Source organism: Paraburkholderia steynii (genome assembly GCF_900100565.1).
In the GTDB taxonomy this organism is placed as follows: Bacteria; Pseudomonadota; Gammaproteobacteria; order Burkholderiales; family Burkholderiaceae; genus Paraburkholderia; species Paraburkholderia terrae.
The window spans coordinates 137,751-160,332 of record NZ_FNDI01000017.1 but is presented as its reverse complement, the minus strand read 5'-3'; the positions used below and the strand labels follow the sequence as shown (position 1 = coordinate 160,332).

Below are 22,582 nucleotides of genomic sequence, written 5' to 3'. Positions count from 1 at the left end.
CAAATCAACACGCAGTGCTATGCGAAATCGTTAGGCAAAGGATAAAGACCGCTCTCGTCGGGCACATCCAGAGGCCCATCCACAGCCCAATCGGCACAAACCCGCGCGGCCGCCTGAAACACTAGCGTCGACTGCCTGTCCTGATCATCTGCATCACTGAACGATTGATCGGCGCAATGCTTCAGCCACAAAGCCAACTGGCTGAACCGTTTTGCGTCGTGTTGCGCATTGATGCCAGCAATGTAGCCATTCGAATCGAACAGAGGGAAAAACTCGACGAAGTAGATCAACGCCGCCTCGGCCAGTTGATCCGCCGGCAATGACAGCACCGCAAGGCTGCCTGGCGTGCCCGCGAGTTCCTTCAGCACGACCCAGTGAACATGTCGCGCGGTCAGCTCGGAAACGAATGACCGGAACACATTCGCACTTGGGCTACCCGTGGCGGAACGAGCCTGCGCCAGGGCGGTGTCGGCGTACACCAGCGCATCCGTATCGGCCGTCGCCCGCAGTGCTTCGAGAGCCGGTGCATTGCGCGCGTGCGTCAGTTCATGCACGAGAACGCCCTGCAAGGTCACGGGCGCATGCGTGCCATCGACACGGCGCACGATCGTTTCACGTCCGAGAATCGTCGCGTCGCTCACGACAATGAACGATTTGATCGTGCCACCGCTTGAGAACATCATCGTGACGGCCGGATTGTTCGAATCGGCCGCCTGGCTGAACAGCGTATCGGCGCTTATTCCGCGCTGCATCGAGTCGGCGGTCCGCGTGAAGCGCTCTTTCAGATCGTCCAGGCGGCTGCGCGCAACGATCCCGAGAAGCGCTCCCGAACTCAGAAGCGCCAGCGCCGAGCGGCCGAGCATGTGTCGCCAGGAATCGAGCGGCGCATGCAGGAGCGACGCAAGCTCCAGCGCGACGAACTGCTCGAGCCGATGTTCGACGACAAAGGGGCTGAATTCAGCGAAAGTCGGATCAAGTCCCGGCGGCTCGAACAGAAGGTCGGCGTCGAGCGCCCGCGTCGTTCCTGGCCCAACGACGGGATCATCAGGCACCAGGCCTTTGTCCGTCTTGTAGGCCGTTACGGCGGCGCCAGTATCCGGGCCGAACACACCATCCGCACCCGTCGGACCCACGGACCGGCCAAGATCGATCAGGGCCTGCTGAAGCCGCATGACAGGCAGACCATCTTCACCCGCCATCATGCGGTGCTCGCCAGCGAGGCACGACCGCAGCACGGGATCACCCGTCAGGCGCGCGGAGCGGAGCGGCGACGTCTCGGTGAAGTCCGCTGGTTCCGCCAACGGGGACAGCGGAGCGAGCGCGGTCCATTCGAGCCCGTTAGCCGACAGCGCCGACCGGATCGTCCCGCCGACGTCGACCGCGATCGCCATCACGCCCAGATCGATCGACACCGCCGTGACGCCGCCGAGCGGGCTGATCGCGGTATCGGAGACGATCGGCAGCAGCGGCGTCCAGTCGCCGCCGGCGATGGCGCGTGTCGCGCCACGCAGCACGCGTTCGGTGTCGACGGCGAGGACCACGACGCGGTTGCCAGCCAGCGCGAGAGCGAGCGGCCCGAGCGTGTCGATGGTCGCCTGCACGTCGACGACCACCGGCTCGGCGATCGTCTGCGAGGCGGGATCGATGTCGATCGCCCGCAACCAGCCCTCCGGGCCAACCGCTGCGGCAATCAGCCTGCCGCCGAGCGCCAGCAGCGCCGGCCGCGCGCCGGGCTCGAACGCCACGCCGCCCGGTTCGGTGACGGCTCCGCTCCAGCCCGTCCCGACCGTCGCGAGGACGTTGCCCGTGTACCACTTGAAGCTGCCGCCGTCTTCGATCGCGACGACGTCTGCACTGCCCGCGCCGCGCGAGACCAATACAGGCCCCGCGACACGCCGGTAGCTGGCTACGGAATCGAGGACCAACGGCGCGCTCATGCCCGCCAGCAGCGTTTGCGGGTCGCCGACGAACACGACGAGCCGCCCTTGCGGATTGGTCGCCGCCAGCAGCAGCCGGTCCGGTGTCGGCAGCGCCACCGCGACCGCGCGACCGTCCGCGACCAGCCCGCTTGCGACCACCGGCTTCGAGACATCGCCCTGCTGGCCCAGCGAATCCCAGAACATATGCTGGATGCCGCCCGCGCCGCCGAAGAACGCGTCGTGCCGCAGCCGTGCGAGCGGCTGCGTTTCCTCCGTCGAGATCGCAGCGGGTTGCGCGGCGACCAGTTCGAAGCGGTCGTTCGGCGGGTCGGCCGCAAGCGGCCGACCCCAGCCTGTGAAGAAGGTCCAATGCCGCCGCACCATCCGGTTGTCGGCGTCGAGATGGACGATGAACAGCGCGTCCCCGCCGGACGTTGCGCCCGCCACGGGCAGCACACGCACGAGTCCTTGCGCGCGGATGATCTTGCGCAGGTCCGGCATCGCGCCGATGCGCGCGCCGAGCGGATCGGCGGGCAGCACGCCCAGCGACGCGCTCCGGAACAGCCGGCGCACGTCGGCGGGCGGCAGCGTCCCTCCCGTCGCGGCGCGCGTCATCGACTGCAGCAGCGCCGTGGTCGCCGCGATAATCGCCGATGCCCCCGACGTGCCGCTGAAGCTCTGATAAGCGTTGGGCGCGCTCGCCGCCGGCGCGCGAATCGCGGCGCCCGCCGCAAAGCAGTCGACCCGGCTGCCGAACGACGAAAACGTGCGCGCCCATTGCTCGGACGGCGGGCCGGAAAACTCACCCGCGCCAACCACGATCGCACCGCTGAAGGTGGGCGAATCAGGCCGCGTGTGGGCCAGGAAGGGGAACTTGTCCAGGTCGACGCCGCCGTTGCCCGCCGGCTCGATCACCGTGATGCCACGGCCCACGGCGATGCCGATGGCCACCTGCACGGCTGGATCGAACTCCACCAGGATGGCCGGCTCGGGTGCCGGCGTGAAGGGCAGCGCGCCCTCGATCAGCAGGATATCGCCGCTGGAGAGGTTCGCGGTGGCCACGGCGATGGCTGCGGCACGGTTCACGACCCCGCCGCGATCCTCCGTTACAAGGTCCACGGCCGCGCCGGGCGCGATGCCGATTGTCCCGACGCCGTTGTCCGAGCCGGCCACGATGCCAACCACGCCCGTACCGTGATCGACGAAAGCCGATCCGAACACCGACAGCTTGCGCACCCGCGCGCCGATCAGTTCCTCGTGCGTCAGAAGCCAGCCGCTTTCGATGTCGGCGACACGCGCGCCGTCACCGGCGCCTCCGGCGACGTCCCACGCATAGACGGCATCGACGCCGTTCGGCGACGGCTGGATCTGCAGCGTGCGCTGCGCGTCGGGGTTCGTGCCATAAGAAACGGGCAGGTACGTCTTGTCGCGCACGCCGGCAAAGCGCACCATCGGCAGCGCGCTCGCGGCTGTGGCGAGCGCCTGTGCTGCGGCGTCCTCGCACGGCAACGTGAACCACACGAACGGGTCGGGCGGTTCGTTGCCGCCAAGGCGCACGGCATCCACGAGGTCAGCCAGTTGCTCAACGGGCAAGCTATCGAACAAGGGCTGCAGGCTCAGGCCCGGAAAAGCCGCAAGCAGGGCCTGCCATGCAGCGTCGAAAAGAGGATCGAGCTGAGGATCGGCGAGCCCCGCCTCGGCGCCCGCGATATACGGCAAGCCGAGTCCATCGATCAGTTGCACGTCGACGAAGGCCATCACCCGCCTCCCCGCTTCGAGACCGGGTTCTCGGCGAAAACGTCGAACCGCAGGCGCGATGTCGGCGGCCCGGCCACGGGCGCCGCGCTGCGCTCGACCCACAGGACCGGTCGGCCGGATGTGTCGCGCGCGAGCATCGCGCGCCGTCGCAGCATGACGCCGTTGCTGGGTATCGCGCGCGAAGCGAGCATGTGCCCGCGTCCAAGGCCCGCGCCCGACGGCCCGCCGATCAGCCGCGATACGGGGCCCGGCCGGGGCCGCGGATACATCCCGGTGAGGTCGGCCAGCACGCCCTGGCGCCAGCCACCCGAGCGCCCATCGCCCGCGCCCGGATCGTTTGCCGTACTGGCTACCGCGCCGCCTGGCGTCGGATCGCCGATACGAATCCGCTGATACGGATGCCAGCCTTCCGGCAAGGTGGTGGACGGCAAATAGCGAAATTCGCGCGTGCCCGTTCGCGTGCCCTGGGCGAGCGCGGTCGACGTATCGGCGCTCGCTAGCACTTGCAGCCCATCCGCGCGCAACTCGACGGCCCACGCGAGGTTGGCGTCCTCATCGACGCCGATCAGCAGTTCGTCGAGCGCAGGGCCCGTCAGCGGCGCGACTGCGACCGGCCACACGACGAGAGACGACTCGGCCAGCCCGGCTGTGTGGAACAGCGACCACGCGTCGGCGCCGCTTGCGCTGGGTGCCGACAGATTCCACGTCTCGCCGAAGCTGTCGCGCACGGTGACGCCTTCGAGCGTCACCAATACGCCGCTCGACGGATTCTGACTGGGATCGGCAGGTGGACGGACCGGGAAGGTGAACCAGTCGTCCGCATGCGCGAGCACGGCATCGAGCAGCAGCATGGTCGGGAAATGCGAGCGGTCGGGCGCGAAGCCGCCGATATCGACGGCGTGGTCTTCGAGTTGCCACCACCGCGGCTGCGGCGCGCCGGGGTAATCGAGCCGGCCGGGAATCACTTCATGCGGATCGGCGGGTGCGACGGCGCGCGTTACGGTCAGTGTGCCAGGCGCGCCGTCCACGGTGAACCACTCGACATTGCCGCCCAGATGCTCACGCACCTGCAACGCGGTGCCGCCCGCCTCGAAGCGCGCGTCAAAGTGCAACTGCGATGATGACCAGCGGTCAGCGGCGGGCGACGGCACTTCCGCCCACATCGTGTGACCGGCCAGATGACCGGCGAGGAACACGGCGCGCCCGTCCACTTCGTCAGCCAGCGCTTCGTACGGTGCCGGCAGGCGGCCCATCTTCAGGCGCCCGATCACCGTTGCGTCGAGCAGCGGCGCTGCGGCACGCCCGAGGCGCACGCGGCGGCCAATCGTCCGCCAGTCGCCCGGTTCCGCTTCCAGCAACGCCTCGGCTGGAATCACGGTGGGATCGAGGTCCGGACGCGCGCGGTCGTAGCTGATAGGAATGTGCCGCGGCGCGCAGCGCACGGCCACGGGCGACGATGCATCCTCACCCTGATGCTCGCCCAGTTGCCACTGGCGCGACAGAAACCACACAGGATCGGCGACGCGCGCACGCAGCCCCTCGTCGCTGTCCGCGCGACGCGGCTCGAGAGCAAGGTAGAACGGATCGCTCATCGTGCATGCTCCTTCACGCAGGCCAGTTCGCGAGAAACGACAACGGCGACCGCGCGCTCACCAGCGCCGTCGACATCGCGTGCGGCAACGATCCCGCGCTGTTCTGCGCAGGCGCGCGCGCGTGGGCCATTTCGCGTGTTTCGAGCACTACGTCGAGCAGGCCAGCGTTGTCGAGCCGCTGTGTCAGATCGGGTGGCACCGCGACCAGCACCGCTTGCGGCGCCCGCGATTTCGGCGCATTGAAGCCGAACGCCGCCGTGGTCGTATGACGGCGGCTCGGGACCGATTCGCTCCAGCCGTCGATTGCGGCGAGCGCCACCTTGCTTCCAAAACTCGACAGCCCCGGACCATACGCGAGCACGACAGGGCCTGCCGCATGCCACGGGTCGGTGGAGCCACCGGGCGCGGCGATCGCACTGGGCCATGCCGGTTGTGCCGCATCGAGCTGACGCGCCTCCAGCGCAGCCAGCCGCGGCCGCACGGCGGCAACGATTTCGAGCCACTCCCGATCGAGGCCTGGGCGCGAGCGCAGCACGGGCAAGACGGCGCGCGGCACGATCGGAAGCACCGGCAGTTCCGGACGGCCGGCCAGCGTGCGCAGCCCGCGCTGCACGTCGGCGGGCGGCAGCGACGCTGCCGTCTGAAGGCGGTCGGCCAACGCCGCGACGACCGCGTCGCGCTGTTCGGCCGTGCCGGGCCCGGCATCGGCGGAACTGGTCGGGGGCGTGGCGCCCAGATCGACGTTCCAGCGCGCCGCCGCGTCCGTCACGGCCTGGCTCGCCCCGGCGGCGTCGGGATCGAGCGCGGCAAGTGCGTCGTACGCGGACTGCGCGAGCCCAACGAGCTGGACAAGCCGCGTGCCGAGATCGGCGGCGATGGCCGCGCGCAGGTCGGCATCGGCCGTGTTGGGCAGACCTTCATAGGCGCCCCCCGTGAGCGAGGCGCTCGACGCACCGTCGTCCGTTCCTCCGAGTATGGGAGCGAGGGCAGCATCCCACGTCGGGTCGGCGACGGCGGCCGGGTCCGCATCGGGGCCGGTGGGCGTGGCGGCAGCAGGCAGAAGCACCCATGCGCTGACCCTGACGGTGGTCGCCTCGCGCGGCGTGCGGATCGCACGCAACTCCGGCGGCGCGCCGAGACCGGCGGCCGCTTCCATTGCGGCGTTGGCAAGATCGGCATGGCCGGTGACGAGCGCGTGGACGCCATCCGCCACGAGCAGGTCGGCGTACGTGTCGAGCACCTCGTCCAGCGGCGCGAGACGCGCGGCGAGATCGGCGGGCAGCCCCGCGGCCAGCGTGCCGTCGCGCGCCGCGGCCAATACCTTCTGACCGTCGCACACGCGGCGCTGCTGCTGGTCGGCGGCCAGCGGATAGGTTTCCCTTAACGTACGGACGACGTCCCAATCGCCCGCAATCCTTTCGACCTCGAGTCCCAGCGCCTCATACGGATGCACGCCCAGCCGGACGCGCTCGGCCAGTGCGGCAGCCGCGCGCACTTTCGCACTGTCGAGATTGAGACGCCAGCGGTCGATGCCCGGATGCCGGACGGCCGCGTCGCGCAGCAACGCAGCTGTCATGGCCTGCGCAGAGGACGGCGCGTGCAGCAGTCCTGCCACGGTCGGTCCGGGTGCCAGCGTGCCGTCTGGCGCGGCGTCGAACGGCGCGGGCGCATCGACCCAGCCGTACACGCCGAGGCGGAACGGCGCACGCACCGAGATCAGCCGCTGCAGCCGACGTTCCGCCAGACCCGTGAGCCACGGATCGACGCGAAAGGCGGCGGTATCCAGCGCGGCCAGCGCGGCGCGAAACAGCGGACGCGCCATCCTGTCCCACAGATCGGCGATCACCTCCAGGGCCTCTTGCACATCGGCAAAGCGCTGCGCCAGCACCCGGCCCGCAGGATCGCTCGCGGTCCGAAGTGTTTGGACGGCAGCGTCGCTGCCCGCAAAAAGCGCGTCGCGATATGCCGCCTGGTCGTCCCAGGCGAGTGGCTGCCCGAGACTGATGGGTATCCCCTGCTGGAGCCGGCGGAAGGCATCACCGACGATCGCGCGGCCAGCGATCAGCGTCTCGCGCATCAGATGCCCGACCAGACCCAGATCGGCGCGCAAGCCAAAAAGCAGTTCCGGGTCCATCGTCGGCAGGCGTTTCAGGAGTTCGATCTTCTCCTGCTCGTCGTCAGGCGGGCCGGGTATGGCGCCGCGTCCGGGCGCGCGTGCGACAGGATGCAGCGGCGAGGGCACACCGCGCAGCGCGTCGGCGGCCGCGTCATCCCATTGATGATCGAGCGGCGGCATGCCGTGCGAAAGGCGCAGCGCCTGCAACTGGTAGAGATCGGCGGTCGCGCGCACGCCCCAGTAGCGGCTCGGCGCATGTAGACCGAGCACGCTCAAGAGGCCGCGCGAATCCTGACCGTTCACCTGCACACGCGCTGCGCGATTCGCGCTGGCCGTCGCGCGCCGCCACGGCAGGGCCCAGCTGCGGATACGGCTTTCGATCGCGGCGAGCGCGTCGCCCGGCTCATCGATCCAGTTCGCGAAAGCGGAAGCGGGCAGCAGACCATAGGGCTGCTCCCCCACCCTGAATGCTGGGCGAGGACCTTCGACGGCGAGGTAGCGGATCGCCCAGCGCGCGAGTTCGATTTCCGTCTCGCCCGCGCCCGTCACATCCCGCAGATACCGTCCCCACAGCGCGGGCCAGAACCCCTGCACTGCCAGCGATCCCGGGCCGTAGTAATCGAGCTCGCCGCCGAGCATCGGCAACGCAGCGGGTGCAACACGGCCCGTCAGGCCGCTCAGCACGGACTCCGTCGACATCTGATCGGCGGCTTTCGCATGCAACAGCGGATAGAGCGTTTCGGCATGCTCACCAAAGTCCGTGGTCGGCTCGCCGGCGACGGTGTTGGTCGGCGTGCCTGGCGCGAGCACCGCCATTCTGGCCGACGCGTTGTGCGCATCGACGAGTTCAGCGGCATCGGCCTCTCCGATGCCGAGCACGACCAGCGCATCCAGCGTAGGCGGCACCGCGCCCACATCGATATCGATACCGAGACCGACCTTGACGGCGCGCGGATACGAGAGCCACCAGGTATCCGGCAGCGTGCCGCTCGCAAGGCCACCCGCCGTGAACTGTGCGAGATCCAGGTCCGCCACGATGGCGGCGCGGTCCGGCGTGAGCGTTGCAGCCAGTTGCCGCGTGCCGTCCGCGTGGACGAACCAGACGTCGATCTGTTCGGGCAGCCCCACGGCGCCATACACCCGGAACGACGTGTGGCCGGTTTCGCCCGTGCGATCGAGTGCGAGCTGCCCTTCGCTGTCCGTGATCACGTGCTGACGCCACAGCGCGAGCGCGCGGCCGGCGCCGACAAAACCCGCGAACAGGCCAAACGCATCGGCTTCGGACAATGGCGTCGGCCCCGCCATGCGGCCGATCGCCTCCGCGAGCCGGTCGAGTTCGTCCTTGACGGGCGGCGCAACGATGCGCGGCACCGAGAATTCATCCGGGTAGACGCGCAGGCGCAGCATCCACTGCGCGACGCCATCAGTCCGCTGCGCGGGCGGCACGAAGCGCGTCTCGAGCCGGAGCGGGGCAAGCACTTCGACCGTACTCATGCGCGCCTCACACCGGATCGTGAAGAAGCCGCCCGATCATCACGCGCACGGGTACCGCAAAACGGCGGTGAGCGTAGTCGGCGGAGTGGACCTCCGAACCCGGCAAGAGCGGGTCCGGAACGTGATAGAAACGGTAGCCGGCGGGCGGCTCTTCGAGCACCACCCAGTAGTCGAGCAGTTCCTGCGGCTTGACGGGAAAGCCGAAGAAGGTCAGGTCGCGGCCAATCGTGCCCGTGAAGCTCGGGTCCACGCGCTTGTTCAGATCGAGCGCAAGGTCCAGGGCCGGCGCGGCCCAGTCGTTCTCCTGCTGGTACAGGTAGACCACCGTCGACGGGTAGCGGCGAAACAGCGTCGTGCGGAAAGCGACCACGGCCTCGTCGCCCGGATGGTCCGGCGGCAGCAACGCCGCGCTGCCGAGTGGGTCGGCGGCTTTCCATTGGCGGATCGGCACGATGTCCAGCACGCTGCTCTTGCGCTGCCAGAACTTTCGCAGCGGCGACCAGCGCGTGACGAGCGGAACGTTGCGCCAGCGAAGCTCGGCGCTCGCCTGATGATTGGCGCCGACCAGGTACGACTCGACGAACACGGGGTTGGTCCCGAGCGCGACCACGTCGCCGTCGAGCAGGTCGCCTGCCCCCGGCAGCATCCAGTCGGGCGCCCGTTCGGACACGAAGCTCCAGAGCGGAAGATCGAGTTCAGGCTCGATCTCGACGGGACCGATGTGCTCGATGCCGGGCAGCGTCGCCAGCACGCGCTCGACAGCAGGCGGACGCGCCACGGTGGGGTCGATCGCTTTGGACACGATGCCGGCGAACGCCTCGAGATCGATCGCGCGACAGGGCTCGTGCGACGCATGCTCGTTCATCCAGCCGTCCCACTCGAGAACCGAGAGGTCCGGCTCCGGAAACGCTCGCATGCCGAGGAAGCGTTTCACCGCCTCGATATCAGGCTTGCCGCCGGGCCCCGCGGCAAGCGCGCGGAGCGCCGCGGCGACGGCGCCCGGCCCCGGGTGCGAACCGAGGTGCTGCAGGACGGCGTCGGCAAGGCCCATGTCGCCGCGCGCAGCCTCGACGATCGCCTGCTTGACGGCGGCATCGGGATCACGCCCGGTCGAGCGGATGCCGGCGGGGTCCGCGCGGTCGTCCGGGCATTGGTTGGCGGCGACGATGACGGCCCCGAACGGCGCACGGCCATCGGCGGACAGCGCAGTGCGCGCAGGACCGGGACGCAGCGCGCGCCGCGCCGCCGACGACAGCAACGCGCGGCTCAACTGCGGGGTGCGGCCAGCGACCTCGTCGAGTGCGGATCGGCCAGCCGTCGTCAGCAATCGACCCAGCGAAGGCATCAGCACGGCGATACGCTCGGGCGAATCGGCCGGCAGCCGGCGGCGCCATAGCGAACGGCTCACCTCGACACCCAGCGCCACATGACGGATACGGCCGGCGGCTATCGCGAGGTCTCCCGCCTTCAAAGCCGCGGCGGCGCTGATCCTGTCCTGCCATTCGACCGCGTTCCATGCTCCGAGGCCAGCGGCGCCGCGCAGTCGCGGATCGTTGCGAAGCTGCGCTATCCAGCCGTTATCCACGGGATCGTCAGGTCCGTTCGCATCGCCGAAGGGCGCGTCGTAGCGCGGCGAAGTCACGACGGGACGACCGTCTGGCGTGACGATCCGGCGCGCAAGCGCCGCCGTCTCCTGGACGACATCGTTGGGCGGCGCATCGTCGGCGGGATCGGGCGGGTCGCCCGGCACGCGAGGAAGGCGCAGTGCGCCCGCCGTCTGCAACTGGGTCGTCTTCTGCGGCGCGGCGCGGCTGGCGTAGCTCACCTGCGCGATGCCGAATGGCTTGCCGCCGGGCTTGGGGACGAGCGCGGCCTTGTGAAGCTTGCGCGCCAGATCGCGGAAGTCCCCGGCGGGCCCCGTACGAAACGACCACCAGTCATAGAGCGCACATGTCACCGGCCGGGTGCCGTCCCACGCGTCGTCGCCCGATGCAGTGAACGCGGGCACAAGGCAGGCGACATATTCCGTGTCGTCAAGATAATTGCCCGCGCCGGCAGGCGTCGGCGCCAGCAGCCGCGCGACCGTCGCGTGCCCCGCCACCTCATGGACGTGCGCCCACTTCAGCGATTCGCCGAGCCGATGATTGAACTGCGCGACGAGCCCCAGCGTGACGCGGCCATCGGGACGCAGCACGATATCGTTGGCCGATCGCTGGCCGACCACCAGCACGAGCCACGGACGCAAGCCATCCGCGCCGGCGAGCTGCGGCGTGTAGCGCCACGGCAGGTCGACTGCCGAAAATTCCACCAGGGCGAGCTTGGTAACTTCGGCATTGCTTGCGAACGGCGCGGGAAACCGCCGCGTGATCGCGCCCGCCGCCAGCCGCTCGACGTCGCCCGGGCCGAACAGCTCGTAGCTCGCATTGGCGGTGGCCTGGTTCGTCGCATCGTTGAGATCGACCAGCTTCACCTCGACCTGGCCCTGCAGCCTGCCGCCGCCGGCGGCCGTCGCACCGGCTCGCAGCGCCTTGTCGAAGTGGGAAAAGAAGTTGTTGTTTGCCATGATCCGCTACACCGTGGCGAGGTCGACGGGTGCCGCCGCATCGCTGGCGGCAAGCGCAATGCCGCCGCGATAGCGGGCAGACTGATGCGCTGCCGTGGCGCTGCCGAAGACTTCGGCGGTGTTCGACGCGCTCCATTGTTCCGCCGTCGCGGTGATGACCGGCGCGGCGTCGCTAAGAGCAGGCGGGCGCGCTGCCGCTCCCACCATCGCGGACAGCTCGCCGAGCGGCGTCAGCAGCGTCCACGCGTGTTCGCGCACGATGCGGCTGCCGACAATAACGATCTGCTCGACCTCGCGGTCCTCGGGCGTTCGGTTCGCATCGAGCAGCGGATCGGCCAACGAGAGCACGCGGCCGGCGGGCAGCACATCGAATGGAGGCCGGTTCAGCGCTTCCGCCTGCGTCAGCGTGATGTAGCTTCCGGGGCTGAAGCGCTCGGTCACGTCGCCGCTTCCGCCGTCCACCTTCACGCCTTGCGGCCCACCCAGCGGACGTCCATCGGCACGGTCGATCAGCAAGCCCAGCGGTGCGCGGCGCTGCAAGACCTGCAGCGCGCCCGTCGCCGGCACGGCCGCCAGTCCCGGCGTGCCGGGACGCGGCTTCAGCACCACCTGCGCGTCCGCGATGCTCGCGCTCTGCACGCTCTGCGGCTTGCCAAGCTCTTCAGCGATGAGCTTCAGCAGAGAGGCAGGCGCGGGCAGCGCATCGGCGGGCCCGCTGCCCAACGTGAAGGTTTCGTCCCAGTCCAGAGAAAAGAGGAACACGCTGATCGAGAGCGTGCCGCGTATCACGATGGGACCCGGGCCACCGATCATGCCCGACAGCGTGACCGACGCAAAACTGAAGCCCTCCACCGACACACCGAAACCCGCCGCGATATGCGCTTCAAAATGGAACGGGCGGAACTGGACGAGTGCATCGACCTCGACGAATCCATGCGCCTCGATGCCAAGCGAGATGGAGACCTCCATCCGGCCACCGAATTGCAGGGTATTGGTCGTGAAGGCGAAATAGCCCTCGGTGCGGATGTCGATGATGGGCACCGGATTGTTCACCGTCATGCCGACACGCCGCAGTGCCGGAAGGCGGGCCGGCTCCGGATTGAAGCCCGGGAAGAAGCCGCCCACGCTGACCACGAAGTATGCCGAGCTGCCCCAGCTGAGCCGCATCGCGCCGTCACCGTAGACCTCGAAGATGCCAAGCACGCTGCTGTCGACCAGGCTCGCGTCCACGCTGACCAGTTGCTCCACGGGATCGACGAGGCCAAGGACATCGAGCCGCAGATTGAGCAGTACGTCGAGCCCAGGAATCGCGATGCGGCCCACGCCGAGCACGGCCACACGGCCCGCCGGCAACTCGACGATCACGCCCAGGTCCAGTCCGAGCAGGCTCCCGGCCGGACCGAAAGAGAGCCACGCGAGCTTGAGCGTCGGGCCGACCAGATGCGTGCCGGGCTGGGCGGGGAAGAAACGATCGATCGCCGTCACGAGCGACAACGGCGAAGCGGGCGGCTTCACGGCGAACAGCACATCGCCGGCGCCGCCCGTGCGCACGGCCGCGCGCAATGCCTCGGGATCGAGGCGGCGGTTGACGCCGACAATCCCGCCGACGCGGTCGAGCGAGAAGCCAAAGGACAACTGGACGGGCGGCAGGAATTGCACGCCGAGGACGGCGATGAATGACGGCTGGCCGTTGATGGTCGCGAGCACTGCGGATGCCGTCACCTGCACGGCGCCAAGCGGCAGTTCGAGCGTGCCGCCGAACCCGCCCGCTGCGGGCAGCCTGACCAGCGATCCACCGCCCGGCCCTCCGCCGCCGAATGGCGACGCGATGCTGGCCGCAACCTCCCCGACCTGGTAAGGGCCGATCGTCACCGGGTCCGGCGTGCCAACCAGGTCGCTAAACTCGGGCGGCTGGATCACCAGCATCGACGAGGCGACTTCGAGATGAACCGGGCCAAGGTCAACGCTGCCGTGGACGCCCTCGGTGGACAGCTTGCCCAGATCGTCCGCTAGCGCGGCGACCCCCGGGATGTCCGCGAGAGGACCGAGAAGTGCCTTCGCCAGCGCGGCGCCGAAGGCGTCGCGGGCTGCCTCCCATTGCGACACAGCCGTCTTCCATTCGGCGCTGGTCATCGAGCCAGCGGAACGATCGGCCAACGCCGCAAGTGCCGTCGCTGCCTGCAGGAGCGAGGCAATCCGGTTTGCCGGCTGCGTCCCTACAGCCGACAGCTGCGTGCCCAGCTCGGCCGCATACTGGTTGATTTCGGCGCCGGGCATGGACACCTCACGCTCCGGCCGCAGCGCCGACAACGGAAACGGAAAACAGCACCGCGGGAGGAACCGGCTTCACGACGACCTCTCTGTTGTTGGCTACGCGACTGTCATTTCAAGCCCGGCGCCCTATGCGCCCGCGCGACTGTTCCCTGGAAGCGCGGAACGAACGCCCCGACAACTGACGATAGGCAACTTTTCGAGTATTGCAAGCTGAATGCAAACATCGTTCGGGCCAGGCGCGGGAACCGAACCAATCACGTCAATTGTTTTGTTTCTGGGGATGCCCTGGGGGCTCGTACGTGAGTTCGCATAGCTACGGCGGGGAAGAAAGACAATCGTTCGCCCGCGCGATTTTCACGGCAGGTAATGGACAAGCGCGATAGAAATGGCGTTGCGCAACGAATGAATCAACGCGACCATCCAGAAGGCCCGGCCCCGACGCATTTGTTCGACTACGAATACATAACCCAGCACGACACCAATGGGAAACGTGGTGAGCACGTATTTCCAGCTATAGGTATGCATAGCCGCAAAGAGCGCTGCCGACAACACGATCGCTGTCCAAGGGCTGACACCTAATTTCTTGCGAAGTAACGTGATGCATCCCCACTGGTTGAATGCGGTTTCAGCCAGAGGCGCGATCAGGCAACCGAGAATCAAGGCAGAGACGATGCCGTGTGAGCCTAGACCCGGGCCGCCAATCTGCTGATCCGGGAAGAACACATTGGCAACATAGTCGAGCGGCAGGGGCAACAACTCGGTGGCTAACAGCGCCAAAGGAATCATCAGCCACGGCGGTATATTCAGTCCGAGTTCGAATAGTGTATCGCCAGTAAATGACGATGACCCCGCATCTGGTGATCGCATGCTCTATCCCGTCTATTCTAGTTATTGACTGCCCATTAGCTCGGCATCGCATTTTACATTGAGAAGGCCTTATAGAAATCCATGGCTGGCTTGCGTGTGTTTGCGCTGCGTGCGATCAATGGTAAGTACTCTTGGACGACTGGAGCTTCGTCAACACGCCGCTTTTGAACCGGAACCAGCCTTGCGAGCTTTGCATCACGACTTCATCACCTTGCCAGAACACGCGCTTGACCGTCATGCGCTTACCCGAGCGCTGCACGAGTGGTGGTTGACGGCGAAAATCGTACAGCACCGGGCCGGAATCGGTCTGCACAAGCGTACGCGTGACAGTTTGACTGGCGTCGTCGACGTCATCGAAATGCGCGAGCGTGTTCGCGCCGAAGCGATCGAAAATAACCTTGTCGAGCATCCCCACGAAATCGCGGTCTGCACGCGAGAATTGCAGTGTGCCCGAGGGCGTGACGAACGGGCCGGACGCGTTGCTTTGCGCATGAACGTAAGTCGCGACAAGGCAGGTTGCGAGCGCAGCGAGTAATAGTCGTTTCAGCCGCATACCAGTTCATTGAACATCGGATAACAACGAGCCGTCGATAAACGTGCGCGCCCGCCGTTCGCCGTATGAGAAGGCGTCATCCGGCGATAAAAACTCCAGTCGCTCGGGAAGACTGGCAATGGGTGTGGACAGCACGTGGAGTGAGATTATCGACCAAGACACAGAGTACCGAAGCTCTCTTCCGCTGAGCGAAACGACGTTGTTGGCCGTGACTTCAACATCTATGCTGTAGCCGCGATATGCTTCACAGGACTGGCTACTCATGGTGACTCCCTCTTCAAGGCAATCAAAGGTCGATTGGCATTCACGCCTTTTCGATAGCGCGAAGCTGCATCGCGAAGTCAGGGGAAAAAGCTGAATCATGATATGAATAAGGTGCGGGCAAACGGAAGCGCTGGCGAGAATATAAGACTCTCCCCGATTTACCCGAACTCGCAGTGATAATCCGATCTCTGACTTAATCCCCTTCGCTAATTCGCTTTCCCCGACTACCTGTCTGATTCGCTCCCGGCGAATGCATGAGAACGTCCACGTTCTCAACGCCAGGAGCCACAGATTATTTCTTGTGCGCGCCTTCTTCGTCTCGTGCTGTTGCCTTCGGCGCAGTCTTCCAGGTAGAAAGGTTCGCGGCAGGAGACGGCTTTTTCGGCTGTTTAGGCTTCTTTGCCTCGCGATTACCGCGCAGTTGACCCTTTGCCATCATGATTCTCCCATTTTCGCCCAGCCGCGGGTGCGGCTACGTTATCCCGTCATTCTGTGCGCATTTATTGCGGCTGTCGCGATCTATTTTTTTGCCAGCTATTTTCTCCGGGCGTCTCGCCGCCGTGACCAGCGCTCTGCCCTGCCGGCTGCGATCCGCTTTCATCCAATCAGCGACGCGGCCGACGCTTCTTCGGCTTTGGCGGCGTCAGCGCCGCGGTCCAGAAGTTGACCGTCTCACGCTTCGCGGCGGCTGCCACGCGTCCACGCGCGGACCCAGCCACGGCATTCGCGCCACTCAGCCACATGCTCAAGAACGGGTTCTTTTTCAGCCATGGATTTTTCATGAATACGCCCTCCCGATGCCCGGGAATTCCTCGTAGTGGGTTAGAGAAAACAGTAGCGCAATGGACGTTCCCGCCCAATGCGGCTCCTTCCCCGCTTCATCACGATTTAGTTTGCGTTTCCTCGGCTTTACGCGCATCGTCAATTCATCCCTTCGCCTTCCCACCATTTCCCGTTCCGGATCCGCGTGGCTGCACCTGCGAGGATCATTTGAGGAGCACTTATGCAATATCCCGTTTATGTATGCCGCGATGGCGACGCTGGCTTTCGCGCCAGTTTCCCTGATTTTCCCCGCGCCGAAGCGCAAGGAAAATCGTTTGGCGAACTGAAGCGCAATGCGCAGAAGGTCGTCGAGTTGATGTATGACCAAAGCGAGCAACTCATACCGGCGCCTACCAACAGCACATCGGAATTGCACGAGCTCGATATGGATGACGGGGAAGGACTCTGGATGTTTATCGACATCAATCTTGCGCGTGTGACGTCGAAAGCAGTAGGCGTACAGATCAGTCTGCTCGAAGATCTGTTGCGGCAAATCGATGGCGACGCAAAGGAGCGTCACATGACCCGCTCCGCGTATATCACGCTCGCCGCGATGCACGAACTTCGCAGCCGTTATGGTGTGCAGTCGGCGACTACGCCCGGTGCCCTGCGGCGTTTTACGGACGGATGACCCTACATGTGCCGGGACCGAGCCTCACGTCCCATTGCCCGTCCGCCTAGCCCTCTTCAGGCGCGCAATGCACGGTGAATTCAACGAGCTTGGCCGGACCGAACGTATTGCTGATTGCGACGTCGGCAGCATCCCGTCCTCGGGCCATCAGGATCCGTCCAATGCGTGGCACGTTGTTGCGCGGATCGAATGTTTGCCAGCTTCCGCCCACATAAGCTTCGAACCAGGCCGCGAAATCCATCGCACTATGAGGCGGCGGCACACCGACGTCACTGATATAGCCCGTACAGTACCGCGCGGGAATATTCATCGCGCGGCAGAACGTGACGGCCAGATGTGCAAAGTCTCTGCACACCCCGCGTCGTTCGCGATAGACATGACATGCTGTCTTCGTCGATCGGGCAAACTCATAGCCGAAGTCGATATGCCGATGCACGAAATCACAGATTGCCTGCACGCGATCACGGCCGGGCTGCACCTTACCGAACAGTTCCCAGGCAACCTCGGACAACAAATCGGTCTCGCAGTAGCGGCTGCCCAGCAGAAACACCATGCATTCGTCAGGTAATTCCTCGACGGGATGCTGGTGACCCAAAAATGCCGTTTCCTCGGGCCGATCGGAGACATCGAGCAACGCGGTCGTCGACATCTCGAACCGGCCCGGCGGCGCAACTAGCCGGCTGCAGAGATTACCGAAACCATCCCGATACTGAGCAATGCCGACGGGTGGATCAACGACAAGAAGGTCGGCCGACAGCACATTCTGCACACACGAGAAGTGCGTGTTGAGCATCAGCATCATCGGCGTATGCTGCTCGCACTCGTAAATCAGTCTATAGCCTACGCGAAGCATCATTACAGCGGCCCCTCGAAGAAAAATTCAACAGCCGTCCTCGGTGACACTGACGTCGACATCCAGACCCCGGAACGACGCGGGTGCCCCCGTCCATGTTCCCCACAAGGGCAACGCCTGGTGCTGGTCCCAAGCCACGGCAACCCGGATCAGATGCTGATTTCCGATAATGCTGTTGGTCGGATCGAAATCCACCCATCCTGCGCCGGGCAGAAATATCTGCAGCCACGCGTGAGTGGAACCGCCTCCTGACGTGGCGTCATGATCCGGAATAAAAACGTAGCCACTGACGAACCGTGCAGCGAGTCCGAGAGAACGAACGGCATCGATCATCAAAACCGCGAAATCCCGGCAACTCCCACTACGAAAACTCAGCGTATCAGCCGGACGGTAGACGCCTTTCTCCGTGCGCCGCGCGTAAAGAAACTGCTCTTTGATCTCAGCCGTCATGTCTCTGAGCAACGCCATCGTCGAGGTGTCGCGGCCTTGCGCAATGAAAGACTGGGCCCATTTGTCGACATCTGCATCGGGATGCCGTCGGCTTCGTGCGTTGACCAGTTCCGTTGCTTCATCGTTGGTGTACGCGAATGGCCAGGTTGCGGCATACGGCTCGATCGCATACTCGGGCGCGGGCGCTTCGTAATGCTCGAGCGTGACGCTGCTATCGAATACGAGTTGGGACGCCTCTTCGGCGAACGTCGCGACCGCGACTGAATTGTCGAAGACATCGTGCATCCAGTGCAGGCGCGAAGGCGTCGGCACAATACGCAATTCCGAGCTAACCAGACGCAAATCGTGGCTGGACCTCGGGCGGAACATCATCCTGTGCTCGCCGAAGCTCACCGGCTCGGAATAGCGATAAACGCTTTTGTGCCGCACCGTGAGGCATCGCGGTCCACTCATGTCTTTCTTCCCCATCCGTCCATCACCGAAAGACGTGCGGTTCAGCATACACTGCTTTACAAAGTCAAAACTCCTCAATTTTTCGGGTTGCGGCATGGGCGATACGGCAGCACGAATAGCATCGGTAAATCGCGCGCTTTGCGCAGGAATCGGTATAGATTGCGGGAATATGACTGGCGCGTTCGAATCTGCAGATGAACGAATTACGCCACACGGTCACCAACAGTTCGCGCTTATCGAACAATAGGATTACACTCGAACTATAGTGAACGAAGGAGGCTCTCATGTTCGAAGCCACGCCTCAAAATACGTTCCGCGGCCTGCCACTGACCGCCGAACAGGACGCGGAAGTGCGGCATTACATAAAACAGAGAAAACAGCGCAGCGCGCCCTGGAACACGCCCGAGCTACACGCGATGCTCCACGACATGCTGGCACCTCCCGTCGACGAAGACGGCGCATCTGGCGCAGCTTTCACTGAAACCAGGTCTGTCACAGAACGGGCGATCGCTTCTCTCGACGAATCAATGGAACCCGTTGAGGCGAGCGAGGAACGCAACGCTGCGATCGAGGCAGAGGGAATGAAGCGCCCAATGCAGTAAGCCGTATATGTCACAGCATCAAAATCATTCTGCAACTACTTTCTGGAATCCATATGCAAAAGCAAACCAAGGTGTATCCGGCCCCTCCTTCAAAGCAAAGCGACTACGCCAGCCAGCAGGCGGCGCGTGTCTCGGCGCAACAGAAGGCGGAAAACGAACGCGCGCAGAAGCGTCTGGAGATGGATGCCCGCCTCGATGTCAACGCGAGCAAGTGGCGATATGTCTGTAAGGGTGAATAAATGGCAAAAGCCAGCGCGGTAATCAACTTTCCCAATCCGGCCCGGATCCACGATGCGTCGCGACATTGTGTGTGCTTCTGGGGCTATGACAATGCCCGTGAGATTGTCTTCCAGGTCGACGATGTGGTGCTCGTCAAACTGAACCCCAACAAGGATTCTGACGAATCTTCGTTGCTCGCCGCGTTCGACCACAACCGCGAAAAAATCCTGGAGATCGCGAGAACGGTGTACACCGGCGGCCCTCAGAACAAGTACACAATCTCCTGATCAGAGAGACTCGCCGAGTGCATGTGGGGCAATGCGACGCTCCCTAGTGTCGACGCCCGAGGTGCTTGCTGACGGAAAACTCGCTGGCAACCTCTCTGTGAACTTCGCTGACTGCGATCACGCCGTTGCGTGCATTTCGCGGTTCCCAGTCGATTCCAATCGCCTCATCGGGCATTGCGCCCCTCGGTACGAGAAACATCTGCAAGCCCTGCGTATAGCAGTCGTGTTCCGGCAGGCGACGGTTGATCTCGTCCACGAATTCTTCCGGCGTGATGATGGGCTTTTCCATGTCCATGCTGTGCTCCCTTGCTGTATGCCCACATTCCATTTGACCTACATCGACGCGTCGACACATTTTCGCGTCGGATGCGCCATGTTCAGGATAACAGCGCATTGACTGTTCGCGGTAACGCGCTATACCCGGCAAGTCCCCTCGATCTACCGCTTCGCCCGCTCGATACTCAACTGATACTGGAACGCATCGCCGCGATAGCTCAGCGCTTCGAAGAGAACAGGCGCGCCATCGCGGCTGTACACGAGCCTTTCGATACCGAGCAACGCACTTCCGGGCCCGACGCCCAGCGCGAGCCCGACCTTTTCGCTCGCCGGCATTGAACGGATCGACAGATCGGCATGGCCAATGCGCACGCCGCAATCCTGCTCGATCACATGAAAAATATCGCGGTTCTCGAGGTCCGCAACGAGCAACTGCTCCCCTACTTCTCGCGCCGCATACGTCAATTCGAACGATACGGCCAGGCCATCGAGCAAGCGCACGCGCTGAATTTCCGTCACGCGCGCATCTGCTTCCAGTTGCAGACGGCTCGCGAGCTGGCTGTTGACGCTCACCACACGCACGCCCTCGACGCGGTTCGATACGCGGTGCCCGAGCGGCATCATCGCCTCGGAGAAGCTCTGCAGCGCGCTGATGTTCTGCACGGCGCGCGCTCTCTGCACGAAGGTGCCCTGCCCGTGAATCTTTTCGATCCATCCTTCCTGACGTAATCGCTCCAGTGCCTGACGAATCGTGATCCGGCTCACGCCGTAGGACTCGCACAGCGCATGCTCGATCGGCAGACGCGTTCCAGGCGGATAAGTGCCGTCGAGAATGCGTGCATGCAGCGCGTCGCGAATGCGCTCGTAGAGGGGCGCGGTGGATTGTCTGTTTCTTCTCATCGATATGTGAATGGTTGCAGCGACCCTTCCGCTGCTGTCTGCGTCATTGTGCCAAACAGCCCAACCCCGAGCCAAATCCAGCGGCCAGATAAGCATGTCAGAAATGATCGTTTAGCGTGCGATGAGCGCAAATCTATACTCGCCTCATCGTGACGTTGTTATAACAACGACGCATCGATTATCCAGCACTCAAGCCGTCCGGGGAGTCGAAACTGCATGTCTTCCATCGTGTTTCATCAGTCGCCCACAGCTGCCCCGCCGCCGCCATCGGCACGTTATAGCCATGCGGTAGAGGCCAACGGCTGGCTGCATGTGACAGGCCAGCTTCCCGTCGATCCCAACGCGCCAGACAAGCCCTTGCCTGAGGGCATCGAAGCGCAGGCGAAGCTGTGTTTTCACAACATCGAACAAATCGTTCAACACGCGGGTTTTGCGCTGTCAGATACGGTTTTCGTGCGGATCTATCTGCGCGATTTCAACGCCGATTACGCCGGCTTCAACCGTGTCTATGACCGCTACTTCGACGATGCGGCGCGGCTGCCTGCGCGCACCACGATCGGCGTTGCGCAACTGGGCCGCGATGCCCGCGTCGAGATCGATGCGGTGTTGTATTCCGCGCGCTGAGCGTCGCGCCGCAAATTAACGGTATTCGCTTACCACTCTGGGGACCATCCAATGAATACACGGTTTTTCGTTCGCCTCATCGCGCCGCTGTTCGCCAGCGCGATTCTCGGCGCGTCGCCCGCGCATGCCGCCGACAAGACGGTCACCATCGGCTATCAGACCGACATCGAGCCTTCGAAGATCGCTCAAGCCAAAGGGCTCTACGAGAAGGACAGCGGCTACCAGATCAACTGGCGCAAGTTCAACACGGGCGCCGACGTGATCGCCGCGATGGCATCGGGTGACGTGCAGGTCGGCTTCACAGGCAGCAGTCCCCTGGCCGCGGGCGTCACACGAGGCCTGCCGATCGAGACGTTCTTCGTCGCGGCGGAAATCGGCTCCGCCGAAGCGTTCGTCGTGCGCAACGGCAGCAATATCAACACACCGCAGGACCTGATCGGCAAGAAGATCGCCGTGCCGTTCGTGTCGACCACGCACTACAGCCTGCTCGCCGCACTGAAGCACTGGAACATCCCTGCGGATCGCGTGACGATCCTCAATCTCGCGCCGCCCGAAATCGCAGCGGCGTGGCAGCGCGGCGACATCGACGGCGCGTATGTGTGGGAGCCCGCGCTCGGCAAGATCCAGAAGACGGGCAAGGTCTTCACGACCTCCGCCGACGTACGCAAATGGGGCGCGCCGACCTTCCTCGCCTGGGTCGCGCGCAAGGATTTCGCGCAGTCGCATCCCGACTTTCTGGTGAGCTTCGCGAAGGTGACGGGCCAGGTGAACGAGGACTATCGCAAGAACGGCGCGAACTGGACGGCGAGTTCGCCGGAAGTGACGGCGATTGCGCGTGTCAGCGGATCGGACCCTGCCGACGTGCCGCCACTGCTGCATGGCACGACCTATCCGCTGCTCGCCGAGCAGTCGGGTAGCGCGCTGCTCGGCGGGGGCACGGCAACCGCCCTCGCGGACACGTCGAAATTCCTAAAGGAGCAGAAACGCCTCGATGCCGTGCTGCCCGATTATCGACCGACGGTGACCTCGGCCTATGTGCAGCAGGCAAGCAAACAGTAAGGTCAA

Annotated in this window: 19 protein-coding genes; 6 read left to right on the top strand and 13 right to left on the bottom strand. The window is 64.8% G+C overall.

The annotated features are described in order from the left end of the window. Nucleotides 1-17 precede the first annotated feature (17 nt). The 9 genes from BLT65_RS27945 to BLT65_RS47315 form a co-directional block, all read right to left on the bottom strand. The gene (locus BLT65_RS27945; RefSeq protein WP_091783531.1) at nucleotides 18-3,677 is read right to left on the bottom strand and encodes a S8 family serine peptidase; all 3,660 of its coding nucleotides are present in this window, start codon (nucleotides 3,675-3,677) and stop codon (nucleotides 18-20) included. Then, nucleotides 3,677-5,269: a hypothetical protein gene (locus BLT65_RS27940; RefSeq protein ID WP_091783528.1), complete on the bottom strand. Its 1,593-nt coding sequence runs from the start codon at nucleotides 5,267-5,269 to the stop codon at nucleotides 3,677-3,679. Before BLT65_RS27940 ends, BLT65_RS27945 begins: the two co-directional genes overlap by 1 nt. 13 nt (nucleotides 5,270-5,282) lie before the next feature. Continuing rightward, entirely contained in the window at nucleotides 5,283-8,879 is a 3,597-nt protein-coding gene (locus BLT65_RS27935) for a hypothetical protein (protein WP_091783525.1), read from the bottom strand. A gap of 7 nt (nucleotides 8,880-8,886) precedes the next feature. Beyond that, nucleotides 8,887-11,442, bottom strand: coding sequence for a hypothetical protein (locus BLT65_RS27930; protein WP_091783523.1), 2,556 nt, complete (start codon nucleotides 11,440-11,442; stop codon nucleotides 8,887-8,889). 6 nt (nucleotides 11,443-11,448) lie between these two features. Beyond that, nucleotides 11,449-13,719 carry a DUF6603 domain-containing protein gene (locus tag BLT65_RS27925; protein WP_091783521.1) on the bottom strand — a complete coding sequence of 757 codons (2,271 nt, stop codon included), beginning with the start codon at nucleotides 13,717-13,719 and terminating at the stop codon, nucleotides 11,449-11,451. Between the two features lie 351 nt (nucleotides 13,720-14,070). Then, the gene (locus tag BLT65_RS27920; RefSeq protein ID WP_091783519.1) at nucleotides 14,071-14,583 is read right to left on the bottom strand and encodes a CPBP family intramembrane glutamic endopeptidase; all 513 of its coding nucleotides are present in this window, start codon (nucleotides 14,581-14,583) and stop codon (nucleotides 14,071-14,073) included. A gap of 115 nt (nucleotides 14,584-14,698) precedes the next feature. Continuing rightward, nucleotides 14,699-15,130 carry a hypothetical protein gene (locus BLT65_RS27915; RefSeq protein WP_091783681.1) on the bottom strand — a complete coding sequence of 144 codons (432 nt, stop codon included), beginning with the start codon at nucleotides 15,128-15,130 and terminating at the stop codon, nucleotides 14,699-14,701. A gap of 12 nt (nucleotides 15,131-15,142) precedes the next feature. Further along, a complete protein-coding gene (locus BLT65_RS27910) occupies nucleotides 15,143-15,400 on the bottom strand; it encodes a hypothetical protein (protein WP_079492561.1) in 258 nt (85 codons plus the stop codon). 605 nt (nucleotides 15,401-16,005) lie between these two features. After that, on the bottom strand, nucleotides 16,006-16,182 hold the full coding sequence (locus tag BLT65_RS47315) for a hypothetical protein (RefSeq protein ID WP_167306549.1): 177 nt from the start codon (nucleotides 16,180-16,182) through the stop codon (nucleotides 16,006-16,008). 221 nt (nucleotides 16,183-16,403) lie between these two features. Between BLT65_RS47315 and BLT65_RS27905 the strand changes: the two genes are divergently transcribed. Further along, nucleotides 16,404-16,853, top strand: coding sequence for a type II toxin-antitoxin system HicB family antitoxin (locus BLT65_RS27905; protein ID WP_091783517.1), 450 nt, complete (start codon nucleotides 16,404-16,406; stop codon nucleotides 16,851-16,853). Between the two features lie 46 nt (nucleotides 16,854-16,899). Here the strand turns inward: BLT65_RS27905 and BLT65_RS27900 are convergent, their stop codons facing one another. Both BLT65_RS27900 and BLT65_RS27895 read right to left on the bottom strand, forming a co-directional pair. Beyond that, complete coding sequence (locus BLT65_RS27900) at nucleotides 16,900-17,709, bottom strand: transglutaminase-like domain-containing protein (RefSeq protein WP_091783515.1); 810 nt, start codon at nucleotides 17,707-17,709, stop codon at nucleotides 16,900-16,902. 24 nt (nucleotides 17,710-17,733) lie between these two features. Beyond that, on the bottom strand, nucleotides 17,734-18,609 hold the full coding sequence (locus BLT65_RS27895; protein WP_091783678.1) for a transglutaminase N-terminal domain-containing protein: 876 nt from the start codon (nucleotides 18,607-18,609) through the stop codon (nucleotides 17,734-17,736). Between the two features lie 284 nt (nucleotides 18,610-18,893). Here BLT65_RS27895 and BLT65_RS27890 point away from each other — a divergent pair, with 284 nt between their 5' ends. The 3 genes from BLT65_RS27890 to BLT65_RS27880 are packed head-to-tail and all read left to right on the top strand — an operon-like array spanning nucleotide 18,894 to nucleotide 19,717. Continuing rightward, the gene (locus BLT65_RS27890) at nucleotides 18,894-19,211 is read left to right on the top strand and encodes a hypothetical protein (RefSeq protein WP_042311988.1); all 318 of its coding nucleotides are present in this window, start codon (nucleotides 18,894-18,896) and stop codon (nucleotides 19,209-19,211) included. 53 nt (nucleotides 19,212-19,264) lie between these two features. Beyond that, nucleotides 19,265-19,450 carry a hypothetical protein gene (locus tag BLT65_RS27885; RefSeq protein WP_007576648.1) on the top strand — a complete coding sequence of 62 codons (186 nt, stop codon included), beginning with the start codon at nucleotides 19,265-19,267 and terminating at the stop codon, nucleotides 19,448-19,450. Beyond that, nucleotides 19,451-19,717: a DUF1488 family protein gene (locus tag BLT65_RS27880; RefSeq protein WP_007576646.1), complete on the top strand. Its 267-nt coding sequence runs from the start codon at nucleotides 19,451-19,453 to the stop codon at nucleotides 19,715-19,717. A 43-nt stretch (nucleotides 19,718-19,760) separates the two neighbouring features. Here the strand turns inward: BLT65_RS27880 and BLT65_RS27875 are convergent, their stop codons facing one another. After that, entirely contained in the window at nucleotides 19,761-20,012 is a 252-nt protein-coding gene (locus tag BLT65_RS27875; RefSeq protein ID WP_042311990.1) for a hypothetical protein, read from the bottom strand. Between the two features lie 143 nt (nucleotides 20,013-20,155). Then, nucleotides 20,156-20,893 (bottom strand): GntR family transcriptional regulator, encoded by a 738-nt coding sequence (locus BLT65_RS27870; protein WP_244186647.1) that lies wholly within the window; start codon nucleotides 20,891-20,893, stop codon nucleotides 20,156-20,158. A gap of 216 nt (nucleotides 20,894-21,109) precedes the next feature. Here BLT65_RS27870 and BLT65_RS27865 point away from each other — a divergent pair, with 216 nt between their 5' ends. Further along, nucleotides 21,110-21,517: a RidA family protein gene (locus BLT65_RS27865; protein WP_091783511.1), complete on the top strand. Its 408-nt coding sequence runs from the start codon at nucleotides 21,110-21,112 to the stop codon at nucleotides 21,515-21,517. Nucleotides 21,518-21,568: 51 nt separating this feature from the next. Continuing rightward, on the top strand, nucleotides 21,569-22,576 hold the full coding sequence (gene tauA / locus BLT65_RS27860; RefSeq protein ID WP_042312009.1) for a taurine ABC transporter substrate-binding protein: 1,008 nt from the start codon (nucleotides 21,569-21,571) through the stop codon (nucleotides 22,574-22,576). The last annotated feature ends 6 nt before the right edge of the window (nucleotides 22,577-22,582 follow it).

Excerpts from the sequence above, each read along its gene's own strand:
- BLT65_RS27945 (WP_091783531.1), bottom strand. The coding sequence starts at position 3,677 with ATGGCCTTCGTCGACGTGCAACTGATCGATGGACTCGGCTTGCCGTAT.
- BLT65_RS27940 (WP_091783528.1), bottom strand. The coding sequence starts at position 5,269 with ATGAGCGATCCGTTCTACCTTGCTCTCGAGCCGCGTCGCGCGGACAGC.
- BLT65_RS27935 (WP_091783525.1), bottom strand. The coding sequence starts at position 8,879 with ATGAGTACGGTCGAAGTGCTTGCCCCGCTCCGGCTCGAGACGCGCTTC.
- BLT65_RS27930 (WP_091783523.1), bottom strand. The coding sequence starts at position 11,442 with ATGGCAAACAACAACTTCTTTTCCCACTTCGACAAGGCGCTGCGAGCC.
- BLT65_RS27925 (WP_091783521.1), bottom strand. The coding sequence starts at position 13,719 with ATGCCCGGCGCCGAAATCAACCAGTATGCGGCCGAGCTGGGCACGCAG.
- BLT65_RS27920 (WP_091783519.1), bottom strand. The coding sequence starts at position 14,583 with ATGCGATCACCAGATGCGGGGTCATCGTCATTTACTGGCGATACACTA.
- BLT65_RS27910 (WP_079492561.1), bottom strand. The coding sequence starts at position 15,400 with ATGAGTAGCCAGTCCTGTGAAGCATATCGCGGCTACAGCATAGATGTT.
- BLT65_RS47315 (WP_167306549.1), bottom strand. The coding sequence starts at position 16,182 with ATGAAAAATCCATGGCTGAAAAAGAACCCGTTCTTGAGCATGTGGCTG.
- BLT65_RS27905 (WP_091783517.1), top strand. The coding sequence starts at position 16,404 with ATGCAATATCCCGTTTATGTATGCCGCGATGGCGACGCTGGCTTTCGC.
- BLT65_RS27900 (WP_091783515.1), bottom strand. The coding sequence starts at position 17,709 with ATGATGCTTCGCGTAGGCTATAGACTGATTTACGAGTGCGAGCAGCAT.
- BLT65_RS27895 (WP_091783678.1), bottom strand. The coding sequence starts at position 18,609 with ATGAGTGGACCGCGATGCCTCACGGTGCGGCACAAAAGCGTTTATCGC.
- BLT65_RS27890 (WP_042311988.1), top strand. The coding sequence starts at position 18,894 with ATGTTCGAAGCCACGCCTCAAAATACGTTCCGCGGCCTGCCACTGACC.
- BLT65_RS27885 (WP_007576648.1), top strand. The coding sequence starts at position 19,265 with ATGCAAAAGCAAACCAAGGTGTATCCGGCCCCTCCTTCAAAGCAAAGC.
- BLT65_RS27880 (WP_007576646.1), top strand. The coding sequence starts at position 19,451 with ATGGCAAAAGCCAGCGCGGTAATCAACTTTCCCAATCCGGCCCGGATC.
- BLT65_RS27875 (WP_042311990.1), bottom strand. The coding sequence starts at position 20,012 with ATGGACATGGAAAAGCCCATCATCACGCCGGAAGAATTCGTGGACGAG.
- BLT65_RS27870 (WP_244186647.1), bottom strand. The coding sequence starts at position 20,893 with ATGAGAAGAAACAGACAATCCACCGCGCCCCTCTACGAGCGCATTCGC.
- BLT65_RS27865 (WP_091783511.1), top strand. The coding sequence starts at position 21,110 with ATGTCTTCCATCGTGTTTCATCAGTCGCCCACAGCTGCCCCGCCGCCG.
- tauA (WP_042312009.1), top strand. The coding sequence starts at position 21,569 with ATGAATACACGGTTTTTCGTTCGCCTCATCGCGCCGCTGTTCGCCAGC.